Genomic DNA, 11,648 nt, shown 5'->3' on the forward strand with positions numbered 1-11,648 from the left:
GCACGCCGCCCAAAGCCGCGCGACCATGGCGGGCCGCCGCACCCGGTCGCGGACCCAGGGCTCGTCGGCCAACCGCTTCAGCACCTGAAGATCGGTGGCGAGCGGCGCGGCGCGCAACACGCCGGGTTCGGGCTTGCGCTCCAGGCTGGCGATCAGCGCATCGATGCTCGACAGGTCGGGCTTGCCGTCGCGCCAGTACAGATGGTCGAGCCGGGGGAAGCGATGCTCCTCGATCGCGAGCACTTCTTCGGGCAGGAACGAGTCCGGCCCTTCCTCAGCCAGCGCGCCGAACGTCCCGTCGCGGTGGTGCCGCCCGGCACGCCCCGCGATCTGCGCCATCTCGGCCACCGTCAGGCGACGGCGGCGGCGCCCGTCGAACTTGTGCAGCCCGGCAAAGGCGACATGCGCGACATCCATGTTCAGGCCCATGCCGATCGCATCGGTCGCGACCAGATAATCGACCTCGCCCGCCTGAAACATTTCGACCTGCGCATTGCGGGTGCGCGGGGATAGCGCGCCCATCACCACCGCCGCCCCGCCGCGCAGACGGCGCAGCATCTCGGCGACCGCGTAAACCTCCTCCGCCGAGAAGGCGACGATGGCCGAGCGTTTGGGCAGGCGGCTGATCTTCTTCGCGCCCGCATAGGTCAGGGTCGAAAAGCGTGGTCGCGCGATGACCTCCGCATCGGGCACCAGCGCGCGGATCATCGGCTTCAGCGCCTCGGAGCCCAGGACCATCGTTTCTTCCCGGCCGCGCGCGTGCAGCAACCGATCGGTAAAGACATGACCGCGCTCCATATCCGCACCCAGCTGCGCTTCGTCCAGCGCCACAAAGGCGACGTCGCGGTCGGGCATCGACTCGGCGGTGCACAGGAACCAGCGCGCGTCGGGCGGCACGATCTTTTCCTCGCCGGTCACCAGTGCGACCTGGTTCGCGCCCTTCAGCGCGACCACGCGGTCATAGACCTCGCGGGCCAGCAGGCGGAGGGGAAAGCCGATGATACCGCTGGAATGCGCGCACATCCGCTCGATCGCGAGGTGCGTCTTGCCGGTGTTGGTCGGCCCGAGAACGGCCGTCACGGCACCCGATACGCGGCTGGTCATGAACCCTACATCGGGCTTCGCTCGCGCGGTTGCAACGTCCTGAAGCAAGATGGCGCGTCTCTTGCGAGATTTGGCCCGCCCCGGCCACGTCCGACCGCAGCATCGGGGCGGCGGGTCGCACCGGCTTTGACTTTGCCGCCCCCGGCCGACACGGCACAATCCTGTGCGCCGGGGGGAGATCGGCGACGCTGCTCGACGATTTCACGGACGCCATCCCACCCATGTTCCTTGCTACCGACGAAGCCCTGTTGATGACCGGCGGCACCGCCGCGCGGTCGCCGGGCCCCGCTTTCCCGCTTGCGCCGAACGGTCGATGGGCGCGCTGGCGATCGGCCGCGCGCGAGATCGACTGGGTGCCCGATCTGGGGTCGCGGATCGGCAGTCGCGACTGGTGGCGCGGGCTGGCGACCTGTTCGGCGCTGTGTGCCGCGACGATCGTGATGGCGCCCGGCTTTCACCGCCCGATCATCGGGGCTGCCCCCAAGCCGCTGACCGGCGAGGCGTGGAAGAATGCGCGGGCGCAAGCCATCGCGCCGATCGCGCTGGGTGCGGATAGCGGGCGGCGCATGGCCGCCAACGAAATGGTCGCGCATCTCGCCGAAGCGCCCGAGCGGCCCATGGTCGAGCTGTCGGCCACGGTGGGCGCTGGCGACCGGCTGGCCCGGGTGTTGCAACGCGCCGGGGTCGCCAAGGACCAGGCGCGCGAGGCGGCCGATCTGGTCGAGCAGGCGGCAGGCGGCGAAGCGATCGCGTCCGGCACGCGCGTCGCCCTGACGCTCGGGCGGCGGCCGAGCCGCACGGTGGCGCGGCCGCTGGAGGGGCTGAAGCTCCGCGCGCGGTTCGACCTGGCGGTGACGCTGACCCGCACCGCGAAGGGGCTGACCATGACGGAAGCGCCGATCGCGATCGACCGCACGCCGCTGAGGCTGCAGGGGCTGGTCGGGTCCAGCCTGTATCGCTCGATCCGCGCGGCGGGCGCGCCGGCCAAGCTGGTCGAGGGCTATATCAAGGCGCTGTCGGCGCGCATGTCGGTCGGCCGCGACGTCAAGCGTTCGGACAGTTTCGATCTGATCATCGAGCGCGAACGCGCCGCGACCGGCGAGACGCGGCTGGGCAAGCTGTTGTTCGTCGGTTTAGATCATAATGGCCGCAAGACCCAGCTGGCGCGCCTGCCCGGCGAGGATGACGGGCAATGGTATGACGTCCACGGCCAGACCGAGCAGCGCGGCGCGATGGCGATGCCGGTCGCGGGGCGTGTCACCTCGTCCTATGGCAAGCGGATGCACCCGATCCTGGGCTTCATGCGGATGCACAAGGGGACCGATATCGGGGCCCCGTACGGCGCACCGATTCATGCGATCATGGACGGCGTGGTGCAGTTCGCCGGGCGCTCGGGCGGCTATGGCAATTTCATCAAGCTCACCCATTCCGGCGGTCTGGCGAGCGGCTATGGCCATATGAGCCGTTTTGCCGTCCGCTCGGGCGCGCATGTGAAACAAGGCCAGGTGATCGGCTATGTCGGGTCGACCGGCATGTCGACCGGCCCGCACCTGCACTGGGAAGTATGGAAGAACGGCGCGGTGGTGAACCCGCGCACCCTGAACCTGTCGAGCGTCGCGGTCCTGTCGGGCGCGAAGCTGCGCGCTTTCAAGCGCGAGGTGCAGGGACTGCTGGCGGTGCGGCCGGGGCGGTAACGCGTACCCGGCGTCGCACTTACTTCCCCGCCATCCGCCAGCGCGACACAGTGTCGTTCAGCACATCCTGACCCCGCGCGGCCCGTGCCCAAAGCGCGGTAATCTTCATGTCGTTGGAGGCGGGGCGCTTGTCCTCTTCCAGATTGTCGAAGCTGGCGCGCATCGGGAACATCACGCCTTCGCCGCACAGGACCGCCTCGCGGTTGCGCAGCGCGGAGATGACGTCGAGCAGGCCGCGACCACCCTCGGGCATGGCCGAGCGGACCATCGCCTGGTCGCGTTCGTTGTTCAGCCGCATTGCGATGATCGTACCGCATTGCGATAGCACGCCCTCGGCCAGATCGGACGGGCGCTGGGTGACGAGGCCCAGCGAGACGCCATATTTGCGCCCCTCCTTGGCGATGCGCGACAGGATGCGGCCGACCGCCGAATCCTGTTCCGCCTTGGCCGGGATATAGCGGTGCGCCTCTTCGCAGACCATCAGGACGGGGCGGCGATCGGCGGGCGGAGACCAGATGGCATGGTCGAAGATCATCCGCGCCAGCATCGCGACGACGACGCTGGTCACGTCCGACGGCACCCCCGACACGTCGACGATCGAGATCGGCCGCCCGTCGCCCGGCATCCGCAGGATGCGGCCCAGGAATGACGCCATGGTATCGGCGACCAACATGCCGGAGAACATGAAGGCATAGCGCGGGTCGCCCTTGATCTCGTCGATCTTCGACTTGATGCGCAGATAGGGCGCGATATCGCCCGCCCGCTCCAGCTTGCTCATCTCGGCGGTCAGCAGGCTGGTCAGGTCGGACAGCAGATAGGGGATGGGCGTGTCGACGGTGACGCGCGGCAGGTCGGCGGCGGCGCGGCTGCGCATCCGCGCGGCGAGCAGGCATTTGGCGAGCACATCGGCATCGTTCTGGCGATCGGCGGGGCTGGCCGAGAGGAGGATTTCGCAATGCTCCTCGAAATTCATGAGCCAATAGGGCATTCGCAGGTTGCCGACGTCATGGATCTCGCCCTCGCCGCGAAAGGCGTTGGCATATTCGCCATGCGGATCGATCATCACGATATGGCCGAGCGGCGCGAGTTCGCAGATGCGGTGCAGGATCATCGCGGTCGCGGTCGACTTGCCGGTGCCGGTCGACCCCAGCATCGCGAAATGCCGCCCCAGCAACGCATCGACCGCCAGTGTCGCGGGCACGCTGCGCGCCGGATGGACGGTGCCGATCCGGATGGTTGCGATGTTGCGATTGCCATGGATGCCCGCCAGTTCGGCATTGGTGATCGCGTGGATGGTCGCGCCCGGCATCGGGAAAGAGGTGATGCCGCGACGGAACCCGTACAGGTCGCCGGTCTCGGCATGGCGCATCCCTTCGCCCATCAGGTCGATCTCGGTCGCGATGGCGGCGGCGTCGCTGGACGGATCGAGCGACAGCGAGCGGATCGATCCGATGATCCAGCGGTCGTCGCGCTTGATCTTGACCGGCATGGCGACCTGCCCCGCCGAGGCCAGCACCGGATCGGCATGGCCCGCTAGCGCGGCCACCGCCTCGCGGTCGAGCACGATGCGGCCCGACGATCCGGCAATGCCCAGCAGCCAGCCGATGACGGGGGTATCGAGGGCGGCGTTGGGATGTTCGGCGGCAGGCGATGGGTCAAACATGAAGGGCGATACCGTCCGGTCTGTCAGAAGACCGTCACCGGTAACGACCGAACCTTAAGATGCCGTATCGCGGAATCAGACCCGCCGGGCGATCCAGCCCGCGGTCCAGCCTAGCAGAATCGACAGCGCTACCGCCGCCAAGCCGTAAGGGATGGCGGCGCGATCGGCGGCGCGCGCGACGAAACGCTCAAACCCCGATTTGCGGATGTCGATATCGCGCACCGCCGCCGCCAGGACGCGGCCGTCGCGGATCAGGAAGGTCTCGGCGGTGAATCGCCCGACGGGCACGCGCGCCGGGATGGTCACCCGCGCGCGGTAGAGCACGTCGTCGGTGATTTCGACGGCGCGCGGCGCCTCGACATACAGGCCCGAACGGCGGCGCTGGTCGACCAGCCCGGCCTGAAAGCGCGCCTGGACATCGGCGGGGGCGCTGGAGGCGGGCGAGAGCTGCAGGCTGTCGAGCCCCAATTCATAGATGGCGCGGGTGCGGTCGTCGACGATGCGCGTGATCGGCCGCGACGAGGCGATGGCGTAGAAGGACGGCGCCGACTGGTATCGCAGCCGCCCGGCATTGACCCAGAGCCCGGCGATCTTCTCCTTCTCGCGGATCAGGATCGACTGAGTGGGGCCCTTGACGACGACGACGATGTCGGTCGGCTTGTCGTCCTGCGGCGGGCGGCCGCCGGGATAGAGGATTGCGCCGAACAGCAGCAGTTCGGCACCGGTGAAGCTGTAGGCGATCTGGATATCGCGCTGCGACACGTCGGGGACGAGGACCGGCTTGGCCTGCGCCATCAACAGCGGCGACAGCAGCGCCAGCGTGACGGCCAGCCCTTTCACACGGCGCGTCACAGGGGCTGCACCGTGAAGATTTCCTCGGGCCGCCACACCAGGCCGAGCAGGATGCGCAGCCCCACCAGCAGCACGATGACCGCCAGCGCCAGGCGCAGATATTCGGGCTTCGCATTGGTGGCCAGCTTCGCGCCGACCTGCGCCCCCGTCACCGATCCCACCAAAAGCAGGCCCGCCAGCACGATATCCACCGCCTTGGTCGTCGTCGCGTGCACCATCGTGGCGGCGGCGGTGACGAACAGCGTCTGGAACAGCGAGGTGCCCAGCACGACATTGGTCGCCATGCCCAGGATATAGATCATGGCGGGCACCAGGATGAACCCGCCGCCGACACCCAGAAGGATGGTCAGGATGCCGACGAAGAAGCCCAGCATCAGCGGGGCGAGCGGCGAGATATAGAGACCCGAGGCATAGAAGCGCGTGCGGAAGGGGAGGGCGGCGACCAGCGGATGATGCCGCCGTCGCGCCGCCCGCTGGGGCCGTCCGCGCCGCTGCGCGATGATCGCGCTGGTCGCCTCGCGCGCCATGACCGATCCGATCCATCCGAGCATCAGCACATAGACGATGGCGATGACCGTATCGATCTGGCCGCTCGCCTGCAGCAGCTTGAAGATCCAGGCCCCGGCAAAGGACCCGACCACGCCGCCCGCGACCAGCACGCCGCCCATCTTGGTGTCCACTCCGCCGCGCCGGAAATGCGCGAACACCCCCGACACGCTCGCGCCCGTCACCTGGCTGGCGGCGGAGGCGGCGGCGACGGTCGGCGGGATGCCATAGACGATCAGCAGCGGCGTGGTCAGGAACCCGCCGCCGACCCCGAACATGCCCGACAACAGGCCCACGCCCGCGCCCAGCGCGATGATGACAAGCGCGTTGACCGACAGGTTGGCGATCGGAAGATACAGGTCCACGGCCGCGTTATAACCGCATGGGCCTTTCCGAACAGTGTCGATGGCCTAGAAATCGCCCGCCAGGGTGAGCGCCGGGCCGGAACCCGGGGCGGCCCGCCCCGCGATCCTCTGCCGCCAGTCGAGCGACAGCCGGACGCGCCGATCCGCGACCGGCAGCGCGACGCCCAGCGTGGGCCCCGCATCCAGCCGCTGCGCATCCCGCTGCGCCCCGCCCCATAGACCCAGCCCCAGGTCGATCGCGGATGTCAGCGGCGTGCTGGCCCGCACCGCGCCATCGGCAAAGGGCTCGATCCGCGTGCGGGCCACCGCCCCGGCCTGCGCATAGCCGGTCAGCACGATGCCGGGCGCGACGGGTTGCGGGCCTACTCCCGTCACTACCAGCGCGGCGGGCGCGTTCTGCCCCGCATCGAGCGCCAGCCGCTGTTCGACCAGCAAGCGGATCGGCAACCGATGCACGGGACGCCAGTCGATGCCGACGGCCATCTCGCGCCCGATGCCCTGCCACGGGGCGGACAGGCGCAGGCTGGCGGACAGGTCCCCGCGCGAATCGAGCCGCCGCAGCAGGCGAATACCGCCTTGCGTGCCGCCCAGCTGGCCGCCGGGCAGCAGCGTCTGGCCCCCGTCGCGAACGATCGCCCACAGGCTGGCGCTCCAGCGTCGCGGCGGGATGGGCGGCGGCGGCGCTGCCAGGGGCGCGTAGGTCGGCACGGTGAAAGCCGGTGGTGGCGCGATGCGGGCGTCTGGTGACGGGGCTTCCCTTGGCGTGATGGAAGCGGGACGGAAAGGCGCTGGTCGGATGACGGGCGGTGGCGAGGCAAGCCGCAGGCTAGAGATTTGCAGCGGCTGTGGCGCCTGATGATAGGGGGGCGAACCCGCCATCGCGACGGCGACTCTGCGTGGGGTCGCAGGCCGGGCGGGCGTGACGGCTCGTTCGACCACCGGAGTCTGGGGCAGCAGAAAGGCGATGCGGCCCAGCGCCCAGAGCGCGACGATGCCCCCCAGGAATCGCAGCGGCCGCCCGCTCACGATTGCGTCGACAGGTCGGGGAAATGATGGCTCGTCTTGTCCCAGGCGGCCACGCCGCCGCGCAGCACATGGATATAGCGGATCAGCGCGCGGGGGATCGCGGCGAGCGCCACGAAATTGCCGATGATGAATCGCGGCAATGACCACAAGGCCTCACGCCAGCCATAGGCGCGCCCCGTAAAGGTCATACGCACCGCCAATCGCCATAGCAGTAGCAAGGCATTGATCCCGAACAACATGCGCAGACCGGGATGGACGGGCGACAAGGGGGTGTTGGCGATCCAGTGCAGCGCGATGGCCAGCGCATCCGTAAACATGCCCAGATAGGCGGCGGCCAGCACCAGCATCGCGATCGGCCCCCGCCGGTCGCGCAGCCGCCACCAATGATCCCCCATGGCCAGCGCACGGCCCCAGCCGGTGCGGTCCCATCCGATCAGGGCGATGCCGGTCATCCACCGCGCCTTTTGCCGGACGGCCGCGAGCAGGGTGGCGGGGAAATAGGCGCGGACCGCCACCACGCCACCGCGCGTCCCATCCGCCACGCGTGCGAACAGCCCCTGACCACCCAGTTCGGCGATGCGCAGGCCCAGCTCGTAGTCCTCGGTCAGGCTGGTCGCATCGAACGGATCGCCCCCGCGCGACGCCGCGATCCGGCCCAACATGGCCGGTGAGATGGCGCAGCCGGTGCCCGCCAGCGGCATGCCCGCCCCGATCCAGGTGCGGACGACCAGCTGCTTGATGTGGCTCTCCGCAAACTCGTCGGCATAGTGACCGGATACGAGGCGCGATCCCGGCACGACCAGGGGCAGCACCGGCAATTGCACCACCGCCCGCTCCTCGATCAGCGAGTCGAAAACGGTCAGTTCGTCGGGATGCACGACGTCCTCGGCATCATGCAGGACGATCGCCTTGGCCTGAAAATCCTCCGCCGCCATATCGCGCTGCAGGGCATGCCATAGCGTGTTCAGGCAATCGGCCTTGGTCGTGGGGCCGTCGCGCGATCCAATGACCAGGCGGATGCGATCGTCGCGTTCCGCCACATCGGCCGCCGCCAGGATGGTCGCCGGATCATTGGGGTAAAGCCCGACATAGATCCGATAATCGGGATGCCGGAAACGGCCGAGCGCGGTGGACAGCATCGCGCCGATCACCGCCGATTCGTCCCATGCCGGGGTAAAGACGATGATCCGCCCGGATCGGACCGGCCGGGGCAAAGCATAGCTGCGGATGGGAGTCGCAGGCCCCTTTATGATCCGTCGCGCGAAATAGAGCAGATCGACCAGAAGATCATCCAGCCCCCCGATCAAAAGTCCGGCCGCCGCGAATAACAAAAGCTCGCGCGCCACGACTTCGATGACCGCCGTGATCTCTCCCATTCGGCGTCCCCCATGCCCGATGGGGATTGTGCCTGTCCAAAATGGACCGATCAATAGCTGTTTGGGCGATCGTCGAGACTCGGTGGCCAAAGGCGATGGGACGAACATCGAGCCTTTCTCCGGGAATTTCCGCGAATTGGGAGCGGCCGGGTGGTTGCGCCTCGTGCTGCGGTGCAACATATGACCCGGGAAAGGATATTGTGATGGCCCGGACATTTCCCCCCGGCATCGTCCATGCCGCGCTGGCGGTGGGCGGCTTTGCGATCGGCACGACCGAATTCGCCGCCATGAGCCTGGAGCCCGATCTGGCGCGCGGCCTCGGCATCGATGCGCCGACGGCGGGGCATGTCATCAGCGCCTATGCGCTGGGCGTGGTGGTCGGCGCGCCGCTGCTGGCGGTGCTGTCGGCCAAGCTCGCGCGGCGCACGCTGCTGATCCTGTTGATGCTGATGTTTGCATTGGGCAACGGCCTGTCGGCGATGGCGCCCGATTATCACTGGATGCTGGCCTTCCGATTCCTCAGCGGATTGCCGCACGGTGCCTATTTCGGGATCGCGGCGCTGGTTGCGGCCTCGCTGGTGCCCGAGGAGCGGCGGACGGTCGCGGTCGGGCGGATCATGCTGGGCCTGACGGTCGCGACCGTGATCGGCGTGCCGTTGGCGCAAATGCTGGGCCAGTGGCTCAACTGGCGCTGGGTGTTCGGAGTCGTCGCGGCGCTGGCGCTACTGACCGCGACGCTCGTGTGGATCGCCGCACCGCAGGATCGGCCGGACGAGGGCGCGAGCATCCGTCGCGAACTGGATGCGCTGGGCAAGGGGCAGGTGTGGCTGACGCTGGCGATCGGGGCGATCGGCTTTGGCGGCATGTTCGCGGTCTATACCTATCTCGCCGCGACGCTGACCGAGGTGACGGGCGTGTCCGAGACGATGATCCCGCTGGTGCTGGCGGTGTTCGGGCTGGGCATGACGATCGGCAATATCGTCGTGCCGCGCTTCGCCGACCGTGCGTTGATGCCGACCGCCGGGGGCTTGCTCCTATGGTCCGCAGCGATGCTGGCGCTCTATCCGCTGGCGGCGGGCAGCCTGTGGACGATCCTGCCCATCGTCTTTGCGATCGGGCTGGGCGGGGCGCTGGGCACCGTGCTCCAGACACGGCTGATGGACGTGGCGGGCGAGGGGCAGGGGCTGGCCGCCGCGCTCAACCATTCGGCGTTCAACACCGCCAATGCCATCGGCCCCTGGGCGGGCGGCCTGGCGATCGCCAACGGACTGGGCTGGACCTCGACCGGTTATGTCGGCTGCGGGCTGGCGCTGGGCGGCTTTGCGATCTGGCTGGTCGCGATGCGCGTGGCGCGGGGAAGCGTCAGCGCGCCAGCGGATCGATCGAATCGTCCAGTGGCGTTGCACTGAGGCTTTTCGCCACCGCCTCGACCCGTTCCATCACGCACAGGATATTGCCGCTGGTCAGCGCGGCGAGATCGGCATCGCTCCACCCGCGTCGGACCAGCTCGGCCAGCACCAGCGGATAGCCGTCGACGCCCGCCATCCCTTCGGGCCCGGTGCCGTTGATCCCGTCATAGTCGCTGCCGAACCCGACCGCGCCGTGCCCGGCGACGCGGGCGATATGCTCGATATGATCGGCGACCATCGCCGGCGTGACATGCGGGGCGGGGTGGCTGGCGTCCCAGGCGATCAGCGGGGCCGGGCTGCGCGGGCCGTAGATATTGGCGACCACACCGACCGACCGGGCATAGGCGGTGCGCTCTGCGTCCCAGGCGCGCCACTCGCTCGACAGGAAGGCGGGATAGCAATTGACCATCACCACGCCGCCGTTTGCACCGATCCGGCGAAGCAATGCGTCGGGGATGTTGCGCGGCGCATCGGCCAGCGCGCGGGCGTCGGAGTGTGAGGCGATGACCGGCGCTTTGCTCGTATCGAGCACCGCCGCCATCGTCGCATCGGAAACATGCGCGACGTCGACGATCATGCCGATCCGGTTCATCTCGGCCACGACCGCGCGACCAAAGGGGCTGAGCCCGTTGGCGATGGGCGCATCGGTCGACGAATCGGCCCAGGCGAGGCTGCGGCCATGGGTCAGCGTCAGATAGGCGACGCCCAAGGCCTTGTACTGGCGCAGCACCGACAGCCGCCCGTCGATCTGATGCCCGCCCTCGACCCCGATCAGCGAGGCGACCCGCCCGGACGCGGCAATGCGGCGCACGTCCGCAGCCGTGCGGGCGTGCGCGAGTCGCTCGGGATGTGCGGCGACCAGCCGGTGGACACGATCGATCTGTTCCAGCGTCATTTCAACCGCGCGGGGGCCGGTGACGTCGGCGGGAATCCATACCGACCAGAATTGCCCGCCGACCCCTCCGCGACGGAGCCGGGGCAGGTCGGTCTGGAGTGGGTGGGGCAGAGTGGAGCTATCGCTGGCCAGCGCGAGCGATTCGGGCGGGACGCTGGAGTCGCGCAACTCCCAGGGCAGGTCGTTATGCCCGTCGACGATCGGCGCGCGGGCCAGGACCGATTCGACTCGGCGCGTGATGGCGGGATCGGCCGCTTGCGCGAGGATTAGGGCAATCAGCATGTCGGTCGCTGCTCGAACCGGGTAAGGGCGGAGTCGATGGGCTGGTCGGTCGGCAGGACCAGGTCAACCCGGGCCAGGGTAGGCCCGTCACCGGCCGCTGCCATCATATCGGCAACGGCGGCATCGACGCCTTGAATCACGGCCTGGACCGAACCGTCAGCCCGGTTGCGCACCCAGCCGGTCAGCCCCAGCGCCTCGGCGCGCCCCAAGAACCAGTAGCGATACCCGACGCCCTGGACGCGTCCGGTGATGCGAAGATGACGCCCGATCATGCCAGCGACTGTCGCGCGGGCGGCAGAGAAAGGGAACCGTAATTCCTTTCCTGTAAGGGGAGGAATGTTAGTTCGCGCGGAGGCGCAGAGAGCGCGGAGAGGAGAAGAAGTGACCCCCTCTGCGTCCTCCGCGCCTCTGCGCGAACACATCTCAGACCTTGCTC

The 11,648-nt window shown here is 68.7% G+C and carries 10 protein-coding genes; 2 read left to right on the forward strand and 8 right to left on the reverse strand.

Annotation, left to right across the window (positions count from 1 at the left end; genetic code table 11):
• On the reverse strand, positions 1-1,104 hold a 1,104-nt coding region (locus tag SSA01S_RS17810), incomplete at its 3' end, for a helicase-related protein (RefSeq protein WP_272867566.1).
• Between the two features lie 221 nt (positions 1,105-1,325).
• Here SSA01S_RS17810 and SSA01S_RS17815 point away from each other — a divergent pair.
• A complete protein-coding gene (locus SSA01S_RS17815; protein ID WP_061781468.1) occupies positions 1,326-2,798 on the forward strand; it encodes a M23 family metallopeptidase in 1,473 nt (490 codons plus the stop codon).
• A gap of 19 nt (positions 2,799-2,817) precedes the next feature.
• On the opposite strand, the gene SSA01S_RS17820 is transcribed toward SSA01S_RS17815, so the two are convergent.
• The 5 genes from SSA01S_RS17820 to SSA01S_RS17840 all read right to left on the reverse strand — a co-directional run bounded on the left by SSA01S_RS17820 (position 2,818) and on the right by SSA01S_RS17840 (position 8,626).
• Positions 2,818-4,461 (reverse strand): ATP-binding protein, encoded by a 1,644-nt coding sequence (locus SSA01S_RS17820; RefSeq protein WP_061781469.1) that lies wholly within the window; start codon positions 4,459-4,461, stop codon positions 2,818-2,820.
• Positions 4,462-4,536: 75 nt separating this feature from the next.
• Complete coding sequence (locus SSA01S_RS17825) at positions 4,537-5,256, reverse strand: TIGR02186 family protein (RefSeq protein WP_170171266.1); 720 nt, start codon at positions 5,254-5,256, stop codon at positions 4,537-4,539.
• A gap of 53 nt (positions 5,257-5,309) precedes the next feature.
• A complete protein-coding gene (locus SSA01S_RS17830; RefSeq protein ID WP_058734862.1) occupies positions 5,310-6,224 on the reverse strand; it encodes a sulfite exporter TauE/SafE family protein in 915 nt (304 codons plus the stop codon).
• A gap of 45 nt (positions 6,225-6,269) precedes the next feature.
• A complete protein-coding gene (locus SSA01S_RS17835; protein WP_244885707.1) occupies positions 6,270-7,250 on the reverse strand; it encodes a hypothetical protein in 981 nt (326 codons plus the stop codon).
• A complete protein-coding gene (locus tag SSA01S_RS17840; RefSeq protein WP_082795176.1) occupies positions 7,247-8,626 on the reverse strand; it encodes a glycosyl transferase family protein in 1,380 nt (459 codons plus the stop codon). Before SSA01S_RS17840 ends, SSA01S_RS17835 begins: the two co-directional genes overlap by 4 nt.
• A 203-nt stretch (positions 8,627-8,829) precedes the next feature.
• On the opposite strand from SSA01S_RS17840, the gene SSA01S_RS17845 reads away from it, so the two are divergent.
• Positions 8,830-10,035, forward strand: coding sequence for an MFS transporter (locus tag SSA01S_RS17845; protein WP_156477930.1), 1,206 nt, complete (start codon positions 8,830-8,832; stop codon positions 10,033-10,035).
• Here SSA01S_RS17845 and SSA01S_RS17850 read toward each other — a convergent pair.
• Together SSA01S_RS17850 and SSA01S_RS17855 are read right to left on the reverse strand one after the other, a co-directional pair.
• A complete protein-coding gene (locus SSA01S_RS17850; RefSeq protein ID WP_061781470.1) occupies positions 9,989-11,212 on the reverse strand; it encodes a dipeptidase in 1,224 nt (407 codons plus the stop codon). The two genes, SSA01S_RS17845 and SSA01S_RS17850, sit on opposite strands and share 47 nt — an antisense overlap.
• On the reverse strand, positions 11,206-11,484 hold the full coding sequence (locus SSA01S_RS17855; RefSeq protein ID WP_061781471.1) for an acylphosphatase: 279 nt from the start codon (positions 11,482-11,484) through the stop codon (positions 11,206-11,208). Before SSA01S_RS17855 ends, SSA01S_RS17850 begins: the two co-directional genes overlap by 7 nt.
• Positions 11,485-11,648: the final 164 nt, after the last annotated feature.

It is taken from the genome of Sphingomonas sanguinis NBRC 13937 (genome assembly GCF_001591005.1).
Classification (GTDB): Bacteria; Pseudomonadota; Alphaproteobacteria; order Sphingomonadales; family Sphingomonadaceae; genus Sphingomonas; species Sphingomonas sanguinis.

What these genes read in the sequence shown, in the direction of transcription:
- SSA01S_RS17815 (WP_061781468.1), top strand. Translation starts at nt 1,326, where the DNA reads ATGTTCCTTGCTACCGACGAAGCCCTGTTGATGACCGGCGGCACCGCC.
- SSA01S_RS17820 (WP_061781469.1), bottom strand. Translation starts at nt 4,461, where the DNA reads ATGTTTGACCCATCGCCTGCCGCCGAACATCCCAACGCCGCCCTCGAT.
- SSA01S_RS17825 (WP_170171266.1), bottom strand. Translation starts at nt 5,256, where the DNA reads ATGGCGCAGGCCAAGCCGGTCCTCGTCCCCGACGTGTCGCAGCGCGAT.
- SSA01S_RS17840 (WP_082795176.1), bottom strand. Translation starts at nt 8,626, where the DNA reads ATGGGAGAGATCACGGCGGTCATCGAAGTCGTGGCGCGCGAGCTTTTG.
- SSA01S_RS17845 (WP_156477930.1), top strand. Translation starts at nt 8,830, where the DNA reads ATGGCCCGGACATTTCCCCCCGGCATCGTCCATGCCGCGCTGGCGGTG.
- SSA01S_RS17850 (WP_061781470.1), bottom strand. Translation starts at nt 11,212, where the DNA reads ATGCTGATTGCCCTAATCCTCGCGCAAGCGGCCGATCCCGCCATCACG.
- SSA01S_RS17855 (WP_061781471.1), bottom strand. Translation starts at nt 11,484, where the DNA reads ATGATCGGGCGTCATCTTCGCATCACCGGACGCGTCCAGGGCGTCGGG.